24 protein-coding genes are annotated in these 22,465 nt (G+C 72.2%); 5 read left to right on the top strand and 19 right to left on the bottom strand.

What is annotated here, in order from left to right; all coding sequences use genetic code 11:
• Nucleotide 1 precedes the first annotated feature (1 nt).
• Together O3438_RS06240 and O3438_RS06245 are read left to right on the top strand one after the other, a co-directional pair.
• Nucleotides 2-157, top strand: coding sequence for a hypothetical protein (locus O3438_RS06240; protein ID WP_269679016.1), 156 nt, complete (start codon nucleotides 2-4; stop codon nucleotides 155-157).
• The gene (locus tag O3438_RS06245) at nucleotides 154-900 is read left to right on the top strand and encodes an aminoglycoside phosphotransferase family protein (protein WP_269679017.1); all 747 of its coding nucleotides are present in this window, start codon (nucleotides 154-156) and stop codon (nucleotides 898-900) included. Before O3438_RS06240 ends, O3438_RS06245 begins: the two co-directional genes overlap by 4 nt.
• A 121-nt stretch (nucleotides 901-1,021) precedes the next feature.
• Here the strand turns inward: O3438_RS06245 and O3438_RS06250 are convergent.
• Nucleotides 1,022-1,914, bottom strand: a protein-coding gene (locus O3438_RS06250) for an IS5 family transposase (protein WP_442929568.1) whose coding sequence is annotated in 2 segments (ribosomal slippage) — nucleotides 1,022-1,567 and nucleotides 1,570-1,914 — 891 coding nt in all. Because the reading frame shifts where the segments join, the coding sequence is not laid out codon by codon here.
• Between the two features lie 42 nt (nucleotides 1,915-1,956).
• Complete coding sequence (locus O3438_RS06255) at nucleotides 1,957-2,529, bottom strand: hypothetical protein (RefSeq protein WP_269679018.1); 573 nt, start codon at nucleotides 2,527-2,529, stop codon at nucleotides 1,957-1,959.
• 232 nt (nucleotides 2,530-2,761) lie between these two features.
• Here O3438_RS06255 and O3438_RS06260 point away from each other — a divergent pair, with 232 nt between their 5' ends.
• A complete protein-coding gene (locus O3438_RS06260) occupies nucleotides 2,762-3,700 on the top strand; it encodes an exo-alpha-sialidase (RefSeq protein ID WP_269679019.1) in 939 nt (312 codons plus the stop codon).
• A gap of 46 nt (nucleotides 3,701-3,746) precedes the next feature.
• Nucleotides 3,747-4,472 (top strand): SGNH/GDSL hydrolase family protein, encoded by a 726-nt coding sequence (locus O3438_RS06265; RefSeq protein ID WP_269679020.1) that lies wholly within the window; start codon nucleotides 3,747-3,749, stop codon nucleotides 4,470-4,472.
• 31 nt (nucleotides 4,473-4,503) lie between these two features.
• Here O3438_RS06265 and O3438_RS06270 read toward each other — a convergent pair whose 3' ends face one another.
• The 12 genes from O3438_RS06270 to O3438_RS06325 all read right to left on the bottom strand — a co-directional run bounded on the left by O3438_RS06270 (nucleotide 4,504) and on the right by O3438_RS06325 (nucleotide 15,730).
• Nucleotides 4,504-5,862 (bottom strand): hypothetical protein, encoded by a 1,359-nt coding sequence (locus O3438_RS06270; RefSeq protein ID WP_269679021.1) that lies wholly within the window; start codon nucleotides 5,860-5,862, stop codon nucleotides 4,504-4,506.
• Nucleotides 5,859-6,827, bottom strand: coding sequence for an alpha-ketoacid dehydrogenase subunit beta (locus O3438_RS06275; protein ID WP_269679022.1), 969 nt, complete (start codon nucleotides 6,825-6,827; stop codon nucleotides 5,859-5,861). Before O3438_RS06275 ends, O3438_RS06270 begins: the two co-directional genes overlap by 4 nt.
• Before the next feature lies 1 nt (nucleotide 6,828).
• Entirely contained in the window at nucleotides 6,829-7,800 is a 972-nt protein-coding gene (locus O3438_RS06280; protein ID WP_269679023.1) for a thiamine pyrophosphate-dependent dehydrogenase E1 component subunit alpha, read from the bottom strand.
• Nucleotides 7,797-8,588, bottom strand: coding sequence for a DUF3050 domain-containing protein (locus O3438_RS06285; RefSeq protein ID WP_269679024.1), 792 nt, complete (start codon nucleotides 8,586-8,588; stop codon nucleotides 7,797-7,799). Before O3438_RS06285 ends, O3438_RS06280 begins: the two co-directional genes overlap by 4 nt.
• A gap of 1 nt (nucleotide 8,589) precedes the next feature.
• Nucleotides 8,590-9,501, bottom strand: a complete 912-nt coding sequence (locus O3438_RS06290) for a phytanoyl-CoA dioxygenase family protein (protein WP_269679025.1) — start codon at nucleotides 9,499-9,501, stop codon at nucleotides 8,590-8,592.
• Nucleotides 9,498-10,589 (bottom strand): 4-hydroxyphenylpyruvate dioxygenase, encoded by a 1,092-nt coding sequence (gene hppD, locus O3438_RS06295; protein ID WP_269679026.1) that lies wholly within the window; start codon nucleotides 10,587-10,589, stop codon nucleotides 9,498-9,500. The genes O3438_RS06290 and hppD overlap by 4 nt, the downstream gene beginning before the upstream one ends.
• A 74-nt stretch (nucleotides 10,590-10,663) precedes the next feature.
• The gene (locus tag O3438_RS06300; RefSeq protein WP_269679027.1) at nucleotides 10,664-11,902 is read right to left on the bottom strand and encodes a beta-ketoacyl-[acyl-carrier-protein] synthase family protein; all 1,239 of its coding nucleotides are present in this window, start codon (nucleotides 11,900-11,902) and stop codon (nucleotides 10,664-10,666) included.
• Entirely contained in the window at nucleotides 11,899-13,515 is a 1,617-nt protein-coding gene (locus tag O3438_RS06305) for a class I adenylate-forming enzyme family protein (RefSeq protein WP_269679028.1), read from the bottom strand. The genes O3438_RS06300 and O3438_RS06305 overlap by 4 nt, the downstream gene beginning before the upstream one ends.
• Nucleotides 13,512-14,003 carry a beta-ketoacyl synthase chain length factor gene (locus tag O3438_RS06310; protein ID WP_269683583.1) on the bottom strand — a complete coding sequence of 164 codons (492 nt, stop codon included), beginning with the start codon at nucleotides 14,001-14,003 and terminating at the stop codon, nucleotides 13,512-13,514. Before O3438_RS06310 ends, O3438_RS06305 begins: the two co-directional genes overlap by 4 nt.
• A gap of 80 nt (nucleotides 14,004-14,083) precedes the next feature.
• Nucleotides 14,084-15,190, bottom strand: coding sequence for a beta-ketoacyl-[acyl-carrier-protein] synthase family protein (locus tag O3438_RS06315; RefSeq protein WP_269679029.1), 1,107 nt, complete (start codon nucleotides 15,188-15,190; stop codon nucleotides 14,084-14,086).
• Nucleotides 15,183-15,428: an acyl carrier protein gene (locus O3438_RS06320; RefSeq protein WP_269679030.1), complete on the bottom strand. Its 246-nt coding sequence runs from the start codon at nucleotides 15,426-15,428 to the stop codon at nucleotides 15,183-15,185. The genes O3438_RS06315 and O3438_RS06320 overlap by 8 nt, the downstream gene beginning before the upstream one ends.
• Nucleotides 15,428-15,730 (bottom strand): acyl carrier protein, encoded by a 303-nt coding sequence (locus O3438_RS06325; RefSeq protein ID WP_269679031.1) that lies wholly within the window; start codon nucleotides 15,728-15,730, stop codon nucleotides 15,428-15,430. The genes O3438_RS06320 and O3438_RS06325 overlap by 1 nt, the downstream gene beginning before the upstream one ends.
• Nucleotides 15,731-15,745: 15 nt before the next feature.
• Here O3438_RS06325 and O3438_RS06330 point away from each other — a divergent pair, with 15 nt between their 5' ends.
• The gene (locus tag O3438_RS06330) at nucleotides 15,746-16,456 is read left to right on the top strand and encodes a 4'-phosphopantetheinyl transferase family protein (RefSeq protein WP_269679032.1); all 711 of its coding nucleotides are present in this window, start codon (nucleotides 15,746-15,748) and stop codon (nucleotides 16,454-16,456) included.
• Here O3438_RS06330 and O3438_RS06335 read toward each other — a convergent pair.
• The 5 genes from O3438_RS06335 to O3438_RS06355 form a co-directional block, all read right to left on the bottom strand.
• Nucleotides 16,351-17,700, bottom strand: a complete 1,350-nt coding sequence (locus tag O3438_RS06335) for a class I adenylate-forming enzyme family protein (protein ID WP_442929569.1) — start codon at nucleotides 17,698-17,700, stop codon at nucleotides 16,351-16,353. The two genes, O3438_RS06330 and O3438_RS06335, sit on opposite strands and share 106 nt — an antisense overlap.
• 515 nt (nucleotides 17,701-18,215) lie before the next feature.
• On the bottom strand, nucleotides 18,216-19,367 hold the full coding sequence (locus tag O3438_RS06340) for a DDE-type integrase/transposase/recombinase (RefSeq protein ID WP_269678512.1): 1,152 nt from the start codon (nucleotides 19,365-19,367) through the stop codon (nucleotides 18,216-18,218).
• A gap of 160 nt (nucleotides 19,368-19,527) precedes the next feature.
• Entirely contained in the window at nucleotides 19,528-19,845 is a 318-nt protein-coding gene (locus tag O3438_RS06345) for an antibiotic biosynthesis monooxygenase family protein (protein WP_269679034.1), read from the bottom strand.
• Nucleotides 19,842-21,074, bottom strand: a complete 1,233-nt coding sequence (locus O3438_RS06350) for a beta-ketoacyl synthase N-terminal-like domain-containing protein (RefSeq protein WP_269683584.1) — start codon at nucleotides 21,072-21,074, stop codon at nucleotides 19,842-19,844. The genes O3438_RS06345 and O3438_RS06350 overlap by 4 nt, the downstream gene beginning before the upstream one ends.
• Nucleotides 21,075-21,148: 74 nt before the next feature.
• Nucleotides 21,149-22,423, bottom strand: a complete 1,275-nt coding sequence (locus tag O3438_RS06355) for a beta-ketoacyl-[acyl-carrier-protein] synthase family protein (RefSeq protein WP_269679035.1) — start codon at nucleotides 22,421-22,423, stop codon at nucleotides 21,149-21,151.
• Nucleotides 22,424-22,465 lie beyond the last annotated feature (42 nt).

The following is a 22,465-nucleotide window of genomic DNA, read 5'->3' on the forward strand; positions in this document are numbered from 1 at the left end:
AATGAGCGCGCAGCCGGACACCGGCATAACGGAGATCAACACCGACCTGGTGCGTCGGCTGATCGCCGAGCAGTTCCCCCGGTGGGCGCACCTGCCGGTCCGGCCGGTCGAGGTCGGCGGCTGGGACACCGCACCTTCCACCTGGGCGACGCGATGACAGTGCGGCTGCCCAGCGACGAGGGGTACGTCCTCCAGGTCGCCAAGGAACAGCGGTGCCTGCCCATGCTCGGGGCGCGGCTGCCGCTGGCGATCCCCACCCCGCTGGCCCACGGTCGACCCGGTTCCGGCTACCCGTACCCATGGTCGGTGTACGGCTGGATCGACGGGCAGACCGCCCGCCCCGACCGGATCGACGACCTGACCCGGTTCGCCACCGACCTCGCGGCGTTCCTGCGCGCCCTTCGTGCCGTCGACACCGACGGCGGCCCGGCCGCCGGCCCGCACAGCGCCTGGCGGGGAGGCCCGCTGTCCACCTACGACGCCGAGACCCGGGCCGCGATCGAGGCGCACCGGGACCGGTTGCCCGTCGACACGGTGACCGGCATGTGGCAGGCCGCCCTCGACGCCACCTGGGCCGGGCCGCCGGTGTGGTTCCACGGCGACATCGCGGACGGCAACCTGCTGGTCCGCGACGGCCGGCTCGCCGCCGTCATCGACTTCGGCTGCTGCGGCGTCGGCGACCCCGCCTGCGACACGGTGATCGCCTGGACCCTGCTGGGCGGCGCCAGCCGGGCCGCCTTCCGCGACGCGCTCGGTGTGGACGACGCCACCTGGGCCCGTGGGCGTGGCTGGGCGCTGTGGAAGGCACTGATCACGCTCGACGACCCGGATCCGGAGCGGGCCGCCGGGGCCCGGCACGTCCTCGGCGAACTGCTTCCCGGGCACACCGTGTCGCACTGAGCCCGTACGGTGTGGCCATGCCCGGTTGGGGGGACGTACGCCGGCTCGCGCTCGCGTTGCCGGAGACCACCGAAAGCCCGTCCTACGACGCCCACCGCGCCAACCAAGGGCTCACCGGCGGCTAGGTTCTGTCTCGTAGATCTTGGTGGTCGGGGACGGCGCGTAGCCAGTCGAGGGTTTCGACCAGGTCGAGGGTGGCCTGGAAGTGGGAGCCGAGTTTGTCGTAGCGGGTGGCGAGGCCGCGCCAGTGTTTGCGTCGGTTGAAGCCGCGTTCGACCTGGTTGCGGCGCTTGTAGGCGGTGGGATCGAAGGTCGGTGGTCGGCCGCCACGTTGTCCTCGCCGCTTCCGGTTGGCGATCTGATCGTTGGGCTCGGGGATGACGGTGGTGATGCGTTTGTCTCGCAGGGCCTTGCGGTTGGCTCGCGAGGAGTACGCCTTGTCGCCGGTGACGGAGTCAGGTCGCTTGCGTGGTCTGCCGACCTGGCCGGGACGCGGCACTCGGACCTGGTCGAGCAGTGGGATCAATTGCTGGGTGTCGGCGGCCTGACCTGGGGTGATGCGGGTAGCCAGAGAGCGGCCACGTCCGTCGGCCAGGGTGTGGATCTTCGTGGTCAGTCCGCCGCGGGACCGGCCGATGCCTTGCGCTGCCCGCGCGTCGGTGCTACTCAGCCCCCTTTTCGGGCACCCGCCGCGTGTTGGTGGGTCCGCACGATGGTGGCGTCGACCTGGGCGTCCCAGTCAATGTCGTCGTCGAGTTCGGCCAACGCGATGACGTGCGCCTTGAGGCTGGCCCAGGTGCCGTCGGCTGCCCAGCGGCGGAACCGTTGGTACGCGGTCTTCCATGGCCCATACCGTTCGGGCAGGTCACGCCATGGCGAACCGGTCCGTTTGACCCAGCAGATCGCGTTGATGACCTGCCGATGATCACGCCACTGGTTACCTCGAACGGGCTGTGTCGGCAGCAACGGCGCCAACACAGCCCACTCGTGGTTCGTCAGATCTCCTCGTGCCACAAAGGGCCTAACGAGCGAGATTCATGATCCGCGAGACAGAACCTAACCGGTCGGGGCCGGGGCGGCGTGTTCGGTGCGGCAGCGGGGGCAGCGCAGCCGCGCTCCGGCGGCCGTCCGAGGCACCCGCAACCGCTGACCGCAACCGCAGGTCACGACCGGCGCCGACGCCCGCAGGTATTCGTCGCGATCGCGCCTCGGCCACCTGCCGTGACAGCGGGCGCACCACTTCGGCGGGTAGCTGTGGTAATGGGCGAGGCCGAACGCGCCCACGATCATCAGGGCGACCGGGACCAGCAGCCCCAGCACGGCGAGCAGGGCGGACAGCAGCCCGCCGACGCCGTTCGCCATCACCACGGCCACGACCGTGAGGACTGCCACCGGCACCCCGAGCAGTGTGAACCCGAAGCCCCACGCGAAGAGCAGCAGGGACGGCAGGAACAGCCACATGCCGGCGGGCGCCCACCGGCGGACGCCGTACCCGCCGCAGCGGGGGCAGTTCGGCGAAGCGCGGTGCGGCACGGAGCGCAATGCCTTCGGCGTCAGCCACTCGACCAACCGCTTGAGGATCTCCTCGACCAGCTTGGCCGCGAGGGCCTGGAGGAACGAGTCGAGCATCGTCGCCCCCTCCTCGCATCGGACACCGCCGCAGGATCGGCCACCATCCATCGTGGCCGGCCGGTGCCACCGGCGCGCCTCAGCACGCCGACGAGACCGCCCGGACGACGTCAACCCGACAGCACCTCCGCCGCACCCGACCGGTGTTCGTCGAATGTTCGGTCGGTGGCCGCGCGGGCGTCGGTCGGGGCGGCTACCGTCGGCGCTCTCCCCGACCCAGGAGGCCGCGCGCATGACGTCGTCCCCCGTCCGCCGCACCAGCGCCGAGGTGGCCGCCGTCCGCCGGATCGGCGACAGCGCGCCGCACAGCGCGTTCACCGACCTCGTCGGGTACGCCGGAGAGTGGTTCTGCGCCTTCCGGGAGGCGCGGACCCACCTCAGCGACGACGGCGTGATCCGGGTGCTGACGTCGGTCGACGGGCGATCGTGGACGTCCGCCGCCGTCCTGCGGCAGGTCGGCGTCGACCTGCGGGACCCGCGCTTCGTCACCCGGCCGGACGGTCGACTGCAACTGCTGGCGGCGGCGGCCACCGGTGCGACCACCAAGACGTTCCAGACGGTGGCCTGGCACTCCGGCGACGGGCGCGCCTGGGGCGATCCGGTCCCGGTGGGGGAACCGGGTGTCTGGGTGTGGCGGGCGGCCTGGCACGACGGCGCGATGTACGGCGTCGGCTACGCCACCCGGGAGCCGAGGTTCGCCCGGCTCTACCGCAGCACCGACGGAGTCGACCTCCAGCCGTGGGTGCCGGTGCTGGTCGAGGGCGGGTACCCCAACGAGTCTGGGCTCGTCTTCACCCCGGAGGGCGCCGCCTTCTGTCTGCTGCGCCGCGACGGGGCCGAAGCCACCGCGCTACTCGGCCGGGCACTGCCCCCGTACCAGGACTGGAGGTGGACCGATCTGGGCGTCCAGGTGGGTGGGCCGGCGTTGCTGCGGCTGCCCGACGGGCGTCTGCTGGCCGGGGTACGGCTGCACGACGGCGAGGTCCGCACCGCGATCTGCGCCGTCGACCCCGACCGGGGCGAGCTGACCGAGCTGGTGGCGTTGCCCTCCGGCGGTGACACCAGCTATCCCGGCCTGGTCTGGCACGACGATCTGCTCTGGGTGAGTTACTACTCCTCCCACGAGGGACGGACCTGCGTGTACCTCGCCGAGGTCCGGATAACGGATTGAGCGCGGGCCGCTGTGCACCCCCGGAACACTCGATTAGCCTGCGGGCATGGCATCGACGCTGGCCGAATCGACGGATCCGTACTGCCTGCGCGAGGGCGAGAGCGCGGCGCTGCTGAGCGGGCACGGGTGGCGCCGTTTCGTCGTGCTCGGCGACAGCGTTGCCGAGGGCAGTTGCGAACCCACAGCGGGCTACTCCGACCAGCAGTGGGCCGACCGGATCGCCGCCGAACTGGACGCCGCCCGTCCGGGTCTGGCGTACCTCAATCTCGGCCGCAGCGGGCTGCGCGCGCACGAGGTCCGGGCGACCCAGCTGGCCCCGGCTCTCGCCTTCGGTCCGGACCTGGCGCTCGTGGTGTGCGGCGGCAACGACGCCTTCCGGTCCCGGTACGACGCGGACAGCGTGGACGGGGAACTGACCGAGATGATCGTCGCCCTCCAGCAGGCCGGCGCGGACGTGATCACGGTGGGCATGTTCGACGTCTCGTACAGTCCGGCCGTGCCGGAGGCGGCGCGCCCCGGTCTGCGGGAGCGAATGCGCCGCCTGTCCGCGCACACCGCGCGACTCGCCGAGCGTCTGGGCACCCTGCACGTGCACCTCACCTACCACCCGCTGACGGCCGACCCGACCCTCTACAGCACCGACGGCCGCCACGGCAGCGCCCGCAGCGACGCCATAGCGACTGCCGAAACCCTCCGCGCCCTCTCCCGCCAGCTCCCCGCACCCGGTGATCATGAGGTTGGCGGGGCCGGGAGCCGTCCGGAGCCCCGCTAACCCCATGATCACCCGGGAGGGGGTGGCCGGTTCAGTCGGTCAGGAGAACTCCGGTCAGGAGGACGCCGTGGGCCAGGTTGAGGACACCGTCGCAGCCGGGGTAGCCGACCCTCGCCAGGCCGCCGGACGCCGTTCGGCCGAACAGGTACGGGGCCAGCGAGTACGGGACGTCGGCCGTCACCGTCTCGCCGGTCTCGATCTGCACGAAGTCCATCGGCACCCGGTCGGTCGGCAGGTACTCCTGGAGGATCGCGCCGCCCTGCTCGACGGCGGCCCGAACCCCGGCCGCCCACTCCGTCGGGCTCAGCTCCGGGCCGAGCAGCACGCCGTGCCCGGCCGAACCGTCGGCGGGTTTGGCCACCAGTTTCGCCTGCCCGGCGACGGCCCGGTCGAGCACCTCGGCGGTCAACGGCACGGTGTACGGCACGTGCCGCCGAATCAGCGTCTGGTCGTCGGCGGGTAGCCCGTCCACGTCCTCCCACAACCAGGCGAACGTGGTCTTGTTGCCGAGCAGCCAGGCCGCCGCGGACACGAACATCGGCAGGGTGCCCGCCGCGAGGGCGCCGGCAACCGCGTCGAGGCCAGCGGTCGGGGTGACCCGGTTGGGCACGAACAGCCGGAACAACGCGTCGACCGGCCCACCGCCGACGACCAGGCGGTTGTCGACGTCCACAGAGGCCGTGGAGAGGGGCGCGATGACCAGGTCGATGCCGAAGTCCCGGGCACGGACGGCGAGCGGGTCGAGGATCCGGATGAACGTCTCCGGGTCGTCCAGGCCGGGGTAGTCCGCGTCGAAGTCCATCAGCAGCGCCAGCCGGGCACCGTCGGGCAGCCGAAGTTCCTCCCGGATCGCCACGAACCGCTGGTCCAGCAGGGACGGTGCGGCCCGCGCCGGCAGGCCGTCGAGGATCCCCTGCTCCCCGTACAGGCGCGCGTACCGCTGGATGACGGTGTCGGCGTCGAACCCGCCGCCGAGGCTGCTGTCGATGTTGTACTCGACGAACTTCGGCACCCCGTCGGCGAAGACCACGTCCGGGCGGTACGCGGCCAGCAGCGCCTCGGTCAGCGGCTCCGACTCGTCCAGCAGCCGGGTCTCCCCCGCCGGTACGCCGAGCAGTCGACGCAGCTCACCGGCGGTGCCCGCCCGACGGCGGCAGGCGTCGAGGATGAGCTGGGCGAGCCGGTCGCAGACCTCGTTCAGCTCCCGCCACGCGTCGGCGGCCAGCACCGGAGGGCGAGCCAGCCGCCACTGCTTGTTGTAGGTGGCCCGACCGTGGAAGACCTGCTCCCAGGCCGCCGCCCCGCTGGCCACCATGGCCCGACGGGCCGCCTCCGGCAGCTCGGCCCAGGCCCGGTCGGCCGCCGGCCACACGTAGTTAGGGTCGATCATGATGCGTCCTTCATGGTCAGGTGGATGGCGGTGGCGAGCTGGTCCCGACCGGGCTGCACGGCCCGGTCCAGGGCCGGCGCGAACGGCAACACCGCGCCGTCCGGTCGGGTGACCCGGCGCGGCGGGGCGACCAGTCGCACCCGCTCCAGCACCGAGGTGATGATCTCGGCGGCCATCCCGCAGGACCGGTTGCCGTCGTCGAACACGACGAGACGTCCGGTGCGGGCCACCGACTCGGTGAGACCGTCGATGTCGAACGGATACAGGGTGCGCGGGTCGAACACCTCCACCGAGACCTGGCCGGCCAGCTCGTCGGCGACCGCGAGCGCGTCGTGCACCAGGTGCCCGATCGCGACCACCGTCACGTCGCAGCCGTTGCGGTGGATCCGCCCCCGGCCCAGCGGCACCGGCGACAGGTCGTCGACGTCGTCGCGTACGTCCATCGCGCCGGCGGGCGCGAACACCACCACCGGGTCGTCGTGCCGGATCGCGCTGACCAGCAGGCCGTACGCGTCGGCCGGGGTGGCCGGGACGGCGGTGACGACGCCGACGTGCGCGAAGAGGCTGTACGGGTGGTCGGAGTGCTGTCCGGCCCAGCCGGTCCGCGACCCGGAGCCGGGAACCAGGTAGGTGACCGGCACCGCGCACTGACCACCGGTCATCAGCGGGAACTTGTGCGCGTGGTTGACGATCTGCTCGAAGACCAGGAACAGCAGCGACGGGATCTGAAACTCGATCACCGGCCGCAGCCCGGCCAACGCCGCCCCGGTGGCGAAGCTGGTGAACGCCTGCTCGGACAACGGGGTGTCGCGGACCCGGTCGACGCCGAACCGCTTGGCCAGGCCGGTGGTCACCATCGACGCGCCGACCTGGACGTCCTCGCCCAGCAGGAACACCGCCTCGTCGCGGGCCAACTCGTCGGCGAGGGCCCGGGTCAGCGCCCGCCGGTACGACAGTCGGGGCACCTCAACCACCTCCGGTGCGGGCGGTCAGGCCGCTGGCGTACAGGTAGGCCATCGCGTCGGCCGGGTCGGGGTGCGGACTGGCCAGGGCGAAGTCCACCGCCGCGTCGAGGGTCGCCTCGACCTCGGCGTCCACTGCCGCCCGGTCGGCGTCGGAGAGCCGGGAACCCTGGATGTCCACCGGGTCCCGGGCCCGACCACGGGTCACCTCGTCGGGCATGCGGTAGTCGAGGCGTACCGCGTGTTCGAAGGTGTGGTGGACGTCGAAGCGGTAGGTGCGGGCCTCGATCAGTTCGGGGCCGCCACCGGCGCGCATCCGGCCGACGGCGGCGGCCGCGGCGACGCGTACCCCCTCGGGGTCCTGGCCGTCGACCACGACGGCCGGGATGCCGAACGCGGCGGCCCGGTCGGTGATGGTGCCCGCCACCGCGCCGGCGACGGGCATGGTGGTGGCGTAGCCGTTGTTCTCGCAGACGAACAGCACCGGCACCCGCCACAGCGCGGCCAGGTTGAACGCCTCCAGCAGCATGCCCTCGTTGACGGCGCCGTCGCCGAAGAAGCTCACCCCCACCGTGTCGCGGCCCCGCTGGCGGTGCGCCCACACGGCGCCCGTGACGATCGCCCCGGACGCACCGACGATCGCGTTGGCGCCGAGCACACCGAGGCTCAGGTCGGCGGCGTGCATCGAGCCGCCCCGCCCGGCGTTGAGGCCGGTGACCCGGCCACACAGCTCGGCGAGCATCCGGGCCGGGTCCGCGCCCCGGGCCAGCACGTGCCCGTGGCCACGGTGGGTGCCGGCGAGCACGTCGTCGGCGTCCAGGGCGGCGCAGACGCCGGCGGCGATCCCCTCCTGACCGAGGTACGGGTGGATGCCGCCGACGATCTGCCCGCCGTGGACCAGCTCCACCGCACGCTCCTCGAACCGGCGGATCAGCCGGACGGTGCGGTAGAGCCGGACCGGGTCGGCGTCGGTCACGCCGGGCCCTTGATGGCGGCGAGGATGTCGTCCCAGAGGCGGGCCCGGGCGGCGAGCGCGGTGTTGACCGTGTCGGCGCACTCCTGCCACTTGGTGTCGTCGTCGCCGCACAGGTCGGCGAGCATCTGCATGGCCATCGGGGTGTGCTGCTCGCCGTCGACCTCGATGTGCCGTTCCAGGTAGTCGACGAACGTGTGCAGCCGGTTGCTGACCTCGTTGACCGCGACGACCTGGGTGAACATGTCCGGGATCAGGTCCTCCCGGCCGAACGCGAACGCCGCCGCCTGGCAGTGCACCGGGGTCGACTCGATGATCTGCCAGGTGGTCGCGGCGAACCTCGCCGAGGCGTCCGGCACTTCGGCCTCGGTGAGCGCGTCGCGCACCGGCCGGCCGGCGCGCAGCAGGTCGATCAGGGCGTTGACGGCGGTGGTGTCCGCGCCGGCCTCGCCCATACCCCGCACGTACAGCTCGAAGTGGCTGATGAAGCCGCCGCCCAGTTCGTCGCTCTCCTCGACCATCACGATGTCGTTGATCAGGCGGCGGCTGCCGGTGGGCCCGGTCGGGATCCACGGCACGGTGACGCAGGTCAGCTGCCGCTGCAACGACTTCAGCAGCGACATGAAGTCCCACACCGCGAAGACGTGGTGCTCCATGAAGGTGACCAGCGCCTCGTGGGTGTCCAGGTTGGCGTAGAGAGGGTGCTTGACCACCGCGTCGCGGCGGTCGGTCACCGCCCGCTCCAACCGTTCGATGCCCGGGTGCGTCTTACCCCAGTCGTACCGTGACATGTCAGCCTCCCTGTGGGGCGCGGTGGCGCCAGATGACCGGGCAGTAGTCGGGGTCGGCGTAGTCCGGTCGCCCCTCGTGGGTGCGGCGGACCAGCACGTCGTGGTTGTACGCGGCGAGCGACCCGTCGGAGAGCTGATACTCCCGCCAGGCGTTGTCGCCGTCCTGTAGGTGCAGCGAGATCGCCTGCCTTGGGCGACCGCTGACGTTGGGGCCGCTGCCGTGGTAGGTGCGGCAGTGGTGGAAGCTCACGTGCCCCTTGGGGATCACCATGGGGACCTTGCGGATCTCCGCGCCGTTGTACGCGGCGTTCTCCGCCAGCATCTCCTCCAGCTGGCTGCGGTCCCGGTCGGCGAAGTGCCGCACCACTGTGTCGTCCGCGCCGATCTCCTTCCACCGGTGCGAGCCGTCGACCATGGTGATGGTGCCCATCTCCTCCCCGCAGTCGTGGAACGGGATGAAGGCGGTGAGCATCTTCTCCGACGACGAGGACGCCCAGTAGTGCTTGTCGAAGTGCCAGGGCACGATGTTGGTCGGCTCACCGTCGATCGGCGGTTTGTAGATCAGCGTGGACTGGAAGACGCGGATCTCGTCGGCCTCGGCGAGCCGGGCGGCGACCGCGCCGATCAGCGGCTTGCGCAGGATCGCGCCGAGCCCGTCGTGTTCGTGGTGGACGTAGTCGTTGTGCCGCTGCACCGGTCCCTTCGACGGGTCCCAGTAGGCAAGCTTCGGTGGTCGTACCGGCAGCCGCCGGTCCCGCTCACCGTCGTAGTAGCGCTGGGTGGCGGCGGCGAGGGCGTCCACCTCGTCGTCGGTGAACAGCTTCTTCGACAAATACCAGCCGTGCTCGGCGTAGTGGCGTACGTCCTCGTCGGAGGGCAGCAGCGCCTGCTCCTCGTCGGTGAGAGCGGTCATGCGCCCACCCCCTGCGGGGTGGCCGCCACGGTGGCGAGTTCCCGTTCCTTGGCCTCGTAGAGCGCCTTGATGTTGCCGCTGCCGAAGCCCCGCGCGCCGCGCCGCTCGATCAGCTCCAGGAACAGCGTGCGGCGCACGTGCATCGACTCGGCGAAGATCTGCAACAGTTGGCCGTCGTGGTCGGAGTCGACCAGGACGCCCAGCTCACGCAGCCGGTCCAGCGGCGCGTCCACCCGACCGACCCGGGCTTCGAGGGAGTCGTAGTAGCTGCCCGGGGTGCCGGCGAAGCGCACCCCGCGCCGGCCCAGCGCCTCGACGGCGGTGAGGATGTCGTCGGTGCGCAGGCCCAGGTGCTGCACTCCCCCACCGGCGTGCTGGTCGAGGAACGCGTCGATCTGCCCCGGACGCCGGGCCCGGTCCGGTTCCAGCAGCACCACTGTCACCCGACCGGATCCGCTCTGTACCACCTTCGAGTTCATGCCCTGCCCGTCGACCTCGATGTGCTCCTCGAAGATCTGCGCGAAGTCGAACAGCGACTCGAAGTGCCGCACCGTGTCGTCGAGCTGACCGGGTGGCACGCAGACCGCCAGGTGGTCGATCTCGGCGAGCACCGGCGGATGCTCCTGCGCCGACGAGGGCGTCGGTGTGATGGCCCCGGGCAGGAAGTCGGCCCGGTCGCCACGGCGTTGCACCAACCGGTGCCGCACGTCGGCGAAACCGTCCACCTCGGCGATCACCACCTCGGCGTCCGCGCCGGTGCGGGTGGTCGGCGGCGTCACCCCGGTCGCGCCGCGAGCCACCAGCTCGGCGTACGCGGACGCCACGTCGTCGACCTCGACGGCGACGACCGCGATGCCGTCGCCGTGGCGCTGCACGTACTGTGCCGCCGGATGCTCGGCGCTCAACCCGGAGGTGAGCAGCAACCTGATGTCGCCGTGGCAGAGCAGCAGTGAGCGCTGCCCGTCCAGCCCGGTCTCCGGGCCACCCTGGCCGCAGATGTCGAAGCCGACGGCGGTGCTGAAGTAGAAGGCCGCCTGCCGGGCGTCCCCCACGTAGAGTTCGATGTGGTCGATACCACTGATGTCCATGTCCCCTGAAACCCCTCCCACACAATTCCCCCCGTACTGCCGTCCGGGCGTGCCCGCCCGGGATGCCGCGTCGATCACCTCCTCGGCTCGGCGACACGCGCGAGCAGCAGGCTCACGTTCTGACCGCCGAACCCGAACGAGTTCGTCACCGCGTACTCCGGGTCGGCCTTGCGGGGCGCGCCACGGATGTGGTCCGCCGGGCAGGCCGGGTCCGGGTCGTCGAGGTGGTACGTCGGCGGCAGCAGCCCCCGACCGAGCGCCAACGCGGTGGCCGCCGTCTCCAGGACACCGGACGCGCCGAGCAGGTGGCCGGTGAGCGCCTTGGTGGAGCTGACCGGCACGCCGTCGACACCGAAGACGTCCGCGAGGGCGGTGGTCTCCGCGATGTCGCCGCGCTTCGTGGCGGTGCCGTGGGCGTTGACGTAACCGACGGCCGCCGCCGGCACACCGGAGCTGCGCAGCGCCCGGCGCATGCAGGCGGCCGCGCCGGCGCCGTCGGGGCGGGGCGCGGTCGGGTGGTACGCGTCGGTGGTCGCCCCGAAGCCGGCCACCTCGGCGTACCCGGTCGCCCCGCGCGCGGCGGCGTGCTCGGCGTTTTCCAGGACCAGCAGCGCGGCGCCCTCGGCCAGCACGAAGCCGCTGCGGGAGGTGTCGAACGGCCGGCTGGCGCGGGCCGGGTCGGCGCCGGCGCGGGCCAGGGCTCGCGCGTTGCCGAAGGTGTCCGCGAAGGTTCCGAAGAGCGGCGCCTCACTGGCCCCGCAGAGCACCACGTCGGCCTCCCCGGTCGCGATCAGCCGGACCGCGTCGGCGATCGCCTGTGCACCCGAGGCGCAGGCGGTGCCGACCGACGAGCTGTAGCCCCGGATGCCGTGCGCGATGGCGATCCGCGCCGCCGGCATGTTCGGCAGGATCCCGGTGAGCAGGTACGGGCTGACGGCCGCCCGACCCCGGGCGGCGCGGTCCAGCACCTGCGCCTCCAGCGTGGCCATCCCGCCGACCCCTCCGACGATCACCCCGATCCGCTCGGGGTCGACGTCGCGGCCCACCTCGATGCCGGCGTCGGCGAGCGCGTCCGCGGCGGTGAGCAGGGCGAGCACCACGATCCGGTCCAGCACCCGGGTCTCCGGCCCGGAGGTGACGGTGCGCGGGTCGATGTCGGGCAGCAGACCGGCGACGTCCAGCGACTGCGCCGCCGGGTGCCCGTCGGGCGGGCGGGTCAGCCCGGAACGCCCGGTGGTCAGCGCCTCGAAGGTCTCCTCGACACCCCGCCCGACCGGGGTGAACAGACCCATCCCGGTGATCAGGGCACTCACGAGACCGCCTCGGTGAGGTAACGCTCCCGCAGGACCACCTTGCGGACCTTGCCGGTCACGGTGACCGGGATGTCGGCGGAACGCACCGGTACGACCCGACGCAACGTACCGCCGACGTCCGGGCCGAGGGCCGTGCGGACCCGCTCGGTGCGGTCCTCGGCCTCGTCGGCGCCGGCGGCCAACTCCAGCAACACGTCGGTGACCACCTGGCCGGCCTCGGCGACGATCACCACAGTGCAGTCGGTGACATCCGGGCAGGCGGCGAGGATCCGCTCCTCGCTCAACGCGGTGTAGAGGCGTCGCCCGTCACCGGTCTCCACCGAGTCCACCGCCCGGTCCAGGTGGTAGTAACGGCCGTCGGCGTCGGCGCGGACCAGGTCGCCGGTCAGATACCAGCCGCGCTGACGGAACCGGTACGTGGTGGCCGAGTCGTTCCAGTAGCCCCGGAACAGCGACGGCGAGTCGATGCCGAGGAAACCCACCTCACCTGCCGGCACCGGTTCACCGTCGGCGTCGAGCACCGCGACGGTGGCGAACCGGTACGGGCGACCGATGCAGCGGCCGTACCGGTCGGTGTCGGCGCGGTGGGTGATGTGGAACATCGAGTGCCCCATCTCGCTGGAGCCCAGCCCGTCGATGAAGACCGAACCGGGCACCTTCGCCACCCCGTCGCGGGTGACGGTGTCGTGCCAGCCGACGGCGACGAGGCGACGGATGTGCGGCTCGTGCGACGCGTCGCCGGTGTTGAACCACAGCCGCACCGAGTCCAGGTCGTACCCGGACAGGTCGAAGCGGGCCAACTCGGCCCAGGTGACCGAGAAGCCGAACACGCCGTCGGGGTGCCACCGTTGGATGGCGTCGAGCACCCGCTCACCGTCCTGTTCGGACAAGAGCAGCATCTCCGCGGAGTTGCCCAGGGCCTGGTTGACCATCAACACCGTCGCGGTGTGCGGGGCGGGCAACGCGTTGAGGATCCGGTGGGTGCCCTGTGCCTGGGGCATGCTGAGCAGGTGCCGGGTGGCGGCGAAGAGGCTGGCGTGCGAGTGCAGCACCGCCTTGGGCACCCCGGTCGTCCCGGAGGTGTGGGTGATCACGATCGGGTCGTCCGGGTGGTGCCGGTAGTGCGCCGGGGCGGCGGACGGGTCGCCGGTGCCGGCCTGCGCGGGGGTGCCGAGCAGCGGTACGCCGAGGTCGCGCCCGGCCAGCAGCGCGGTGTGCTCGTCGTCGGCGAGCACACCGACGCCCCGCAGCCGGCGGATGTACTCGGCGGCGATCTCCGGGCGGAGCTTGCCGTTCATCAGCGCCGGAATGGCGCCGAGACGGGCCAGCGCCAGGTAGCTGAGCACCATGTCGGCGGCGGCGGTGGCCCAGACGGCGACCGGGTCACGGGGGCGTATCCCGCGCTCGTGCAGCCAGGCGGCGCGGGCGGCGACCCGCTCGTCGAGCCGACCCAGCGTGAGCGGTGTCTCGGCCGGGTGCCCGTCGACGGCGGTGTCGAACGTCAACCCGGGTCCGTCCGGGTCGGCGCCGTGCGCCAACACCCGGGCCAGGACGTTACCCGCGCCCACCTCGGGATCGGCGGCCACGGCAGCGCGTAGTCCTCGTTTCCTCACGGTCGTCCCTCTCCCCCCAGCAGTACCGCGACCGCCTCGGTGGGCGCGTCGGGTGCCTGTTCGATCAGGATCAGCAACACCTCGTCGGCGTCGCCGTCGTCGCGTAGCAGGTCCGCCTCGGCGACGCCGTCGGCGTACGGGTCACCGGTCGGGCTCAGGCAGACCACCGGGCCGCGCAGGCCCCAGCGCGCCGCTACGTGCCCGGCGACGCTGTTGGGCACGGACTGGAAGAAGAACAGCGGACCGATCCGTCCGCCGTCCTCGACGGTCGCCCGTACGTGCTCGGCGCTGACGCGGTCGCCACTGGCGCTGACCAGCACGATCCCGGTCCGCACCCCGACGGGCACCCCCGCCGTCCCGTACCGCCGCCGCAGGCACCGTTCCGCGACCGCCACCACCACGGGCGCGAACTGCGAGGACACGAACCCCGGGACTCCCGGCGCCGGCCCGTCGTCGCCGGCCTCCGGCCACCGTGCCCGCGCCAACAGAACCGGCTCTCCCGTCGACCCGCTCGCCCGGTCGGGTGCGTCGGAGCGCGCACCGGACGATGGCTGGGTCTCGGAGGCGGTCACGGCGCGCCGACCAGGAGTGCCGTGTTGGCGCCGCCGAACGCCGCGTTGAGTGTCAACGCGTGGGTGGGTGTCGTCCGGCGGGGCCGCTCGGTGATGACGTCCAGCGGGCAGGCCTCGTCCGGGGCCAGCCAGCCGGCGTTGACCGGCAGGTCGCCGTCCCGGAGCGCGATCGCGGTGACCACGAGTTCGAGCAGCCCGGACGCCTCCAACGCGTGTCCGTGCAGGGACTTGGTGGAGCTGACCGGCACCCGCGCCGCGTGTTCGCCGAGCGCCCGGTGCAGGGCGGCGGCCTCGGCGGCGTCACTCTGTGGGGTGCCGGTGGCATTGGCGTTCACGTAGCCGACGGCCTGGGCCGGCAGACCGGCCCGGCGCAGCGCGGCGTCGACAGCACGGGCCAGCCCGGCGCCGGTCGGGTCCGGCTGACACGGGTGGAAGGCGTCCCCGGCCCGCCCCCAGCCGGAGACGGTGGCCAGCGGTTCGGCCCCGTGCCGACGCCCGGCGCTGGACTCCAGGACCACTGCGGCCACCCCGTCACCGAGCAGCAACCCCCGCCGGTGGGCGCTGAACGGGCGGACCGCACCGTCGACCGCGAGGGCTCGACCGGCGTCGAAGAGCGCGAACTGATCGGGCTCCACGAGGTATCCGGCGGCGACCACCACCCGGTCGACGTCGCCCCGGGCGATCAGTGTCGCCGCGTCGGCCACCGCCGTACTCGCCGACACACACGCGCTGGTGTAGACACGGGTGTGCCCGGACAGCCCACACCGGGCCGCGAGCTGGCCGGCGAGCGCGCCCGGGGCGGGGCCCGGCCCCGCCGGTCCGCCGTGCACGGCGAGCAGCAGGGCGCATCCGACGCGCTGCGCGGCGGTGAGGCCGGCCGCGTGGCAGGCCGCGTCGACGGCGGCGGTCAGTTCGTCGGCCAGCGCACCGACCTCGGGCAGGGTGGCCGCGACGGTGACCCGGCGGGAGGCGGTGTCGAAACGGCGTACCGCTGCGAACGCCGGAACACCGGCCAGCGCGCCGGCGAGCTGCGCCTCGGCACCCCGACCGAGGGCACTGACCGCGTGTACGCCGGTGAGCTGCGCGAGGCGCCGCTCAGCCATCTGCGGGGGTCGTCAGCGACGCCCGGAACACCGCCAGGGCGTCGTCGACGGTACGGATTCCGGCCAGCTCGTCGTCGGTGAGGTCGAGCCGTCGGTCGTAACGCTGCTCGACGAGGTGCACCAGCCAGGCAAGCTCCATCGAGCCGACCCGGTCGGACACCTCGGCAGCCGGTTTCGCGGTGAGTTCGGCGAGCATGGTCAGCAGGTCAGCTCGCCCCAGGTCGGGCTGACCGCCCATCAGGCTTTGTCGCTCGTCGCCGCCGTGCCGGTCGTCGCCGCTGCCCCGCTCGTCGCCTGGGTGACGCGGTCGGCGACCATTGTGGTGAACTCGCCCACCGTCATCAGGGCCAACTGCTCCGACTCGTCGTCGGCGAACGTCACGCCGTAGCGGTCCTCGACCCGGACGGACAGGTCGGCCAGGGCGAGCGACTCCAGGTCGACGCCGGCGGGGCCGAGCGTGGTGTCGTCGTCGAGTCCCTCGACGTCGTAGTTCATGTCGGCGAGCTGCTCGACGACGAAGGCGCGGACCTCGGCTCTCATGGATAACCTCTCTGGGTGGGCCAGCTGACGGCGTCCGGTCGGGACACCGCCTACGTGTGGGTCGGTCGGGACACCGGCGGTCAGCCGGATCCCGCCGGTGATCTGCTGCGTCGGGCGGGCGGTCTGCTGCTCGACCGTCCGGCTGCCGAGCTGCTGCTGACGCACGACCGCGCGGGGCGACCGGTGGTCCGCACGGCTCGGTCGGAGCGGCTGCCGGTCAGCGTCAGCCGTACCGCCGGGATCGTGGTGGTCGCCGCCCGCCGGGCCGGCGCGGTCGGGGTGGACGTGGAGCGGGTCCGTCCGCTGCCCGCGCTCGCGTTGGCCCGCCGCTGGTTCCCGCCGGCCGAGTCGGCCTGGTTGGCCGATCGGCCCGAGGCCGGCCGGGCGGTGGACTTCCTGCGGCTGTGGACCGCGAAGGAGGCGGTGGGCAAGACGCTCGGACGAGGGCTGCGCGGCGGCGGGTTGCTCCGGGAGATGCCGCCCCCGGGGTGGCCGTGGCGACCGGTGCCCGGCGCGGAGACCCTGTGGGTCGGTCACCCACCGCTGGGCGGAGACGTCGTCCTCGCCGTCGCGGTGCGCGCGACGGCCCAGGTCGAGGTCGTCGTGGTGCAGTGGCCCGGTCACGACGTGGCCGCCGAGCGCAGCGTATCCGTCGAACGGACCAGCTTGCCGGTGGTGGTGCGGGGCAACTGGTCGAGCAGGCGCAGCACCCGAGGGCGCTTGTAGCCGGCCAACCGCTCGGCGAGGAGCTTGTCCAGCGTCTCCTCCGACAGCGGCCCGTCCGGTTGGACGTACGCGGTGATGCCGTCGTCCCACACCACCACCGCGGCGGCCACCCCGGGCAGCTCGGCGACGCTCGTCTCCACCTCGGTCAGGTCGACCTTCATGCCGCCCACGGAGACCTGCGAATCGAGTCGACCGCGCACGGTGACCAGGCCGGTGTCGGGGTCGACGGTGCCGGCGTCACGGGTATGCAGCCAGCCGTCGGCCCAGCGGGTCGGGTCGCTCAGCCCGACGTACGGCGACGCGGGGCAGGACACCCACAGCTCACCGCCGGACTCGCGGACCTCGATGCCGGGCGCCGGTGCGATCGACGGTCGGTGTGACCCGTGCAGGTCGGTGCCGATCACCCCGACCTCGGTCATCCCGTACATGTTGCCCAGCGGCACCCCGTACCGGTCGGTGAACGCCCGGGCGACGGCGGCCGGCACCAGCTCGCCGCCGGTGGTCATCCGCCGTAGCTGCGGCAGCGGACCGGCCGCCCGGGTGGAGGCGAGCAGTCCGATGTGGAAAGGCACGCCGAGCACTGTCGCCGGTGTCGGGTCGGCGGCGATCGCGGCCAGCACGGCGTCGCCGCTGAGCCGCTGCGGCGGCACCAGCTCGACCCCGGCGTGCAGCCCGTAGAGCAGGCCACCGACCAGGCCGAGCACGTGCACCATCGAGGGCAGCAGGATGATCCGCTCGCCGGGCAGGGCGACCCCGTCGATCCGCGTGTAGCGGCGCACCTCGGCGACCAGGTCCGCTGCCGTGCGACCGATCACCTTGGACGGTCCGGTGGAGCCGGAGCTGAGTTGGATCACGGCGTGGCCGCTGACCGCCGGGCTGTCGGCGTACCGGGTGACGCCCTCGGTGACGTCGACGAAGACCTTCAACGCGCCGCCGCCACTGCGGATCGGCGCGACCACCACCTGCGGGGTGAGCCGAACCAGGGCACGGTCCACCTCGTGGTCGGTCAACCGGTGGTCGAGCAGGATCGCCTGTGCCCCGGCGCGCCAGGTGGCGAGCAGGTTCACCACGTACGCCAGTGAGGGCGGCAGCCGCAGCGCGGCAGCCCCACCGGGGCGCAGTCCGGCCGCGACGAGCCGGCCTTGCGCGGCTTCCACCAACCGGTGCAGAGTGGACCGATCGACGGGTTCGGGCAGACGGAGACAAACGTCGGTAGAACGGCCCGCGAACAGGATTTCGTCCACCCACCCGGGGTCCGTCGCCGTAGGATCTTCTGCCGCCACTGCCGTTCACCGCCCAGCATCAATTAGGGCAAATATGCCCATGACGTACGCTTGTTGGGGTGCTGCGGGGAACCATACGACGCGCACAGGACCATTGCTAGATGCAAATGGATGGATCAAAAGAAGCGGCCAGCCGGATTGCCGACAGCCCGTTCGGCGGGCAGGATCAGGCGCGTGCCTCGGCAGAGTGTCACTGAGGCGTGACGCCTCGTACCACCGTCGCGCGCCGTCAGCCGGACGGCCGATGGCCACTCGGTCAGCGGGTGTGATCGACACCAGGTCGGGGATGTGGGGGTGTCGAGGCGACGGGTAGGCGCCACTTCGCCGACGTGGAGTCGATCATTGTGCGGGGCACCGTACGGCTGCCGGCCCGCCCGGCGCGCACCGATGTCACCAACGCAATCTTGGACAGTTTCCGTCATGAGCTGACTGTCATGTCCCGGGAGGTGTGTCAATGGCATGTCCCGGGAGGTGTGTCATGGGGTGGGGGTGAGTCGGGTGTACTTGCTGTCGCTGGTGGTGGTGTGGCCGATGGGGGTGCCGTCGGGGGCGTAGACGGTGATGTGGTGGTGGTCGCGGATGGCGGTGAGGGTGTGGCCGCGCCAGGCGCAGCCGATGCCGATGCGAGCGTGAGCAACGCGGATGGTGCCGGTGTCGGAGACGCGGGGTCGGTGGATGGTGGCGTCGGTTTGGATGGGTAGGGCTTGAGGGCTGCCGTGGTGTGTGGCGGTGTGCCAGGTGTGGTGGGGGGTTGCCCGGGCGGGTAGGGCGCTGTGGCGGCGGTGGTTGTAGTAGTCGCGGTAGGTGTTGAGTAGGTGTTGCAGCTGCGTCAGGGTGCGGGGTTGGTGGGGTTGAGCGGCGAGCCATTTTTTGAGGGTCTGGTGGTGGCGTTCGACCTTCCCGCAGGTCTGTGGGTGGTAAGGGCTGGAGTGGATCAGGCGGGTGCCGTGGTGGTGCAGGGTTTGGGCGAAGCGTGATGGTCCGGCGTTGTCGTGCCGGTGTCGGCTGGTGAATGCCGCTCCGTTGTCGGACAGGACGATCGCGGGTGCGCCGTGGTCAGTGACCGCCTGGTTGATGGCGGTGATAGCGGCGGTAGCGGTTTCGGCGAGGGCGGCGTGGCAGGCCACCAGCATGCGGGTGCAGTCGTCCAGGACGTCGAACACCGCGACGAGACGGCCGTTGGCGAGCGCGACCATCGTCGCGTCGATCTGGTAGCAGTCGCGGGGGCGGGCGTAGGCGAACCGGCGCCAGGAACACCGCGGCTTCTTGGCCGGATTGCGCTGCAGCAGGTCGTGGCGGGACAGCACCCGGTTGATCGTGGACCGTGACGGCACCGACCAGCCAGGACGGATCTCGGCGTGCACGCGCATCAGTTCGTCATGGATGTGGTCCGCGCCGTTGTCGACGCCCAACTCGGCGCGCAGCTTGCAGATCCAGGCATCCAACTCCGGCGGCGTCTGGCCCGGGCTGTGATGCGGCCGGCTCGATCGAGGCCGCCACACACCCTCGGCCTCGACCCGTGCCCGATGTCGGTAGAACGTACGCGGATTAACCCCGTTCTCCCGGCACCACTGCTGAACATTACCGATCTTCACCCCTGCCGCCAGCAGGGCATCCAACGCGCTCATGACCTGACGCCGAGTCGCCATGCCCAGCAATCAAACCGCCCTACACACCCCCACCCAACCCGCTGATCTTGTGACACGCCTACCGGGACATGAACTGCGACAGAGGTCATGGGACTGAAGAGTCATGAGCTGACGGAAACTGTCCAAGATTGCAGCGCTGTCAGGCCAGGGCGGGTGTCTGGGCGTGGATGTGGAACCGCAGGGAACGGGCGTCGGTGAAGCACTCCCGCATCGGGCGGACGAGGTCCCGGTGCTCCGGGCTGCGTTCCCAGGTCTCGAAGTCGGCCAGGCTCGCCCACTCACTGGTGATCAACCACTGTTCCGGGTCGGTCGACGAGCGGCACACCTGGTCGACCAGGTGCCCCGGTACCCCTCCGGCCACCAGATGCCGCACCTCCTCGTAGGCGGCGAGGAACGCCTCGGTGCGCGGCGTCGGCACCCGCACCAGGAAGACCACCCGGGCCCGCTGCTCGCTCATGATGCTTCTCCCATCGTCGGCGCGGCCCCCCGCAGGACCAGCGCGCTGTTGAAGCCGTCGAAGCCCCGCGCGCAGACCAGCGCGAGGCGGCTGCGCGGCCGGCGGTGCTCGCGCAGGAAGTCCAGCTCGCACCCGTCGGCCACCTCGTCCGGGCCCGCCGAGGCCGGCAGCGTGTCGTGGGCGAACGCGAGCAGCGCGGTCGCCACGTCCAACGCCGACCCACCCTGGTACGCCCGCCCGGTCAGCGGTTTCTGCGTCGACACCGGAGGCGGCCGGTCGCCGAACACCGCACGCAGCGCCTCGGCCTCGCTGCGGTCGTAGCGGGGCACCCCGAGCGCGTCGGGCAGCACCACGTCGATCCCGGCCGCCGCGACGTCGGCCCGGTCCAGGGCCAACCGCATCGCCCGCGCGTACTGGACCGGGTCGCCCGCGCTGTCCGCCGTGGTGTGCGCGGCGTCGTGGGTGGAACCCCACCCACTGACCTCGCCGTAGACCCGGGCACCCCGGGCCAGGGCGTGCCCCAACTCCTCCACCACGAACACCGCTCCCCCTTCGGCCGGCAGGTAGCCGCTGGCCGAAGCGTCGAACGGCAGGTACGCCCGCTCCGGGTCGGTCACCTCACTGAGCAGACCGGAGCGCAACTGGCACGCCAACGCGTACGGGCTCAGCGGGCACTCGGTCGCCCCGGCGATCACCACCGGGGTGCCCCGGCGCACCGCGCGGGCCGCGTGCGCGAGGCTGTCCAGCCCGCCGGCCGACTCCGCGACCAACACCCCGCTCGGGCCCTTGAACTGGTGGTGGATGGAGAGCTGACCGACGCTCGCCGCGTAGAACCAGGCAATCGACTGGTACGCCCCGACCGTCCGCGACGCCCCTCCCCAGAGCCGTTGCAGCTCCCGCTGGCCGAACAGGTTGCCGCCGGACGAGCTGGCCAGTGTCACCGCGTACCCGTACGGGTCGGGGGCCCGCTCGGGCAGACCGGCGTCGGCCAACGCCAGCCGGGTCGCCGCGAAGCCGAGGTGCGTCCACCTGTCGGTCTGCACCAACTGTCGACTGTCCGCGTAGGAGTCCGGCGTGAAGCCGGGCACCTCCCCGCCGTTGCGGGTCGGGTAGCCGGACGGGTCGAACAACGTGATCGGACCGGTCCGCCGGGCGCCGGCCAGCACCGTACGCCAGTGCGCGTCCGCGCCGATGCCACTGGGCGCGACCACACCGATGCCGGTCACCACCGCCCGGGCCGACGGGGCGCTGACCCCGTCCCGCTGCTGCGGCGCGCTGACTCCGGCACGCTCCTGGGCGGCGCTCACGCCGCCACGCTCCCGGGCAGTCGGCGGAACACCATCGCCGACTGGAAACCGCCGAACCCGCTGCCCACCGACAGGGCCACGTCCACCGGGACCTCCCGCGCCTCGTTCGGCACGTAGTCCAGGTCGCACTCCGGATCCCTGGTGCTCCAGTTCGCCGTCGGCGGCACCACACCGAACTCGATCGCGAGAGCACACGCAGCCATCTCGATCGACCCGATCGCACCCAGAGAGTGCCCGACCATCGACTTGATCGAGCTGATCGGCACCTGGTACGCGCGCTGACCCAGCGCCCGCTTGAACGCGGCCGTCTCGTGCCGGTCGTTCTGCCGGGTACCCGAACCGTGCGCGCTGATGTAGGACACCTGCTCCGGGATGATCCGACCCTGCTTGAGGGCATCGGTCACGGCGAGGCTCATCTCCAGCCCGTCCGGCCGCAACCCCGTCATGTGGTAACCGTTGCTGCGGCTGGCGTACCCGGCCACCTCGCAGTAGATGTGCGCCCCCCGCCGCAGGGCGTGCCCGACCTCCTCCAACACCAGCACCGCCCCACCCTCGGCCAGCACGAACCCGTGCCGGTCCGCGTCGAACGGACGCGAGGCGTGCGCCGGGTCGTCGTTGTCCGGGCTGGTCGCCTTGATCGCGTCGAACGAGGCCACGGTCACCGGCGAGATCGGCGAGTCCGACGCGCCGGCCAGCATCACGTCCGCCTCACCGTCCACGATCATCTGGTGGGCGTACCCGATGGCGTCGATGCCGGATGTGCAACCGGTCGACACCACCTGCGCCGGGCCGTGCCACCCGTGCCGGCAGGCCACGTCGGCGGCGAGGCTGCTGGGCACCAACGCCTGGTAGAGGTACGGGCCACCGCGCGCCGCGTCGACCAGCCACCGCCTACCGTGCTCGCTGACCGTGACGTACTCCTGCTCCAACGCCATCGTGCCGCCCACTGCGGTGCCCAGCACCACCCCGGCCCGGTCTCGCTCCGCGTCGCTGAGCACCAGTTGGGCGTCGGCGAGCGCCTCGGCGGAGCAGGCCAGCGCGAACTGGACATACCGGTCGGCCCGGCGACGCTCGGCCTCGCTGAGCCCCGCCGCGACCGGGTCGAAGTCGCACTCCGCGGCGATCTGCGACCGGAACGGCGACGGGTCGAAGAAGGTGATCCGCCGCGTGGCGGTCCGCCCCTCGGTGATGGTCTTCCAGAACCGGTCCCGGCTCGCGCCGCCCGGGGCGACCACCCCGACCCCGGTCACCACCGTGCGGCGCCTGGTCATCGCGCCACCTCGGTTCGCGACTGCGGGGCTCGCAGAACCGGC

The organism is Micromonospora sp. WMMC250 (assembly GCF_027460215.1).
Classification (GTDB): Bacteria; Actinomycetota; Actinomycetes; order Mycobacteriales; family Micromonosporaceae; genus Micromonospora; species Micromonospora taraxaci.

What these genes read in the sequence shown, in the direction of transcription:
- O3438_RS06240 (WP_269679016.1), top strand. Translation starts at nt 2, where the DNA reads ATGAGCGCGCAGCCGGACACCGGCATAACGGAGATCAACACCGACCTG.
- O3438_RS06245 (WP_269679017.1), top strand. Translation starts at nt 154, where the DNA reads ATGACAGTGCGGCTGCCCAGCGACGAGGGGTACGTCCTCCAGGTCGCC.
- O3438_RS06255 (WP_269679018.1), bottom strand. Translation starts at nt 2,529, where the DNA reads ATGCTCGACTCGTTCCTCCAGGCCCTCGCGGCCAAGCTGGTCGAGGAG.
- O3438_RS06260 (WP_269679019.1), top strand. Translation starts at nt 2,762, where the DNA reads ATGACGTCGTCCCCCGTCCGCCGCACCAGCGCCGAGGTGGCCGCCGTC.
- O3438_RS06265 (WP_269679020.1), top strand. Translation starts at nt 3,747, where the DNA reads ATGGCATCGACGCTGGCCGAATCGACGGATCCGTACTGCCTGCGCGAG.
- O3438_RS06270 (WP_269679021.1), bottom strand. Translation starts at nt 5,862, where the DNA reads ATGATCGACCCTAACTACGTGTGGCCGGCGGCCGACCGGGCCTGGGCC.
- O3438_RS06285 (WP_269679024.1), bottom strand. Translation starts at nt 8,588, where the DNA reads ATGTCACGGTACGACTGGGGTAAGACGCACCCGGGCATCGAACGGTTG.
- O3438_RS06290 (WP_269679025.1), bottom strand. Translation starts at nt 9,501, where the DNA reads ATGACCGCTCTCACCGACGAGGAGCAGGCGCTGCTGCCCTCCGACGAG.
- hppD (WP_269679026.1), bottom strand. Translation starts at nt 10,589, where the DNA reads ATGGACATCAGTGGTATCGACCACATCGAACTCTACGTGGGGGACGCC.
- O3438_RS06315 (WP_269679029.1), bottom strand. Translation starts at nt 15,190, where the DNA reads ATGGCTGAGCGGCGCCTCGCGCAGCTCACCGGCGTACACGCGGTCAGT.
- O3438_RS06320 (WP_269679030.1), bottom strand. Translation starts at nt 15,428, where the DNA reads ATGGGCGGTCAGCCCGACCTGGGGCGAGCTGACCTGCTGACCATGCTC.
- O3438_RS06325 (WP_269679031.1), bottom strand. Translation starts at nt 15,730, where the DNA reads ATGAGAGCCGAGGTCCGCGCCTTCGTCGTCGAGCAGCTCGCCGACATG.
- O3438_RS06340 (WP_269678512.1), bottom strand. Translation starts at nt 19,367, where the DNA reads ATGAGCGCGTTGGATGCCCTGCTGGCGGCAGGGGTGAAGATCGGTAAT.
- O3438_RS06345 (WP_269679034.1), bottom strand. Translation starts at nt 19,845, where the DNA reads ATGAGCGAGCAGCGGGCCCGGGTGGTCTTCCTGGTGCGGGTGCCGACG.
- O3438_RS06355 (WP_269679035.1), bottom strand. Translation starts at nt 22,423, where the DNA reads ATGACCAGGCGCCGCACGGTGGTGACCGGGGTCGGGGTGGTCGCCCCG.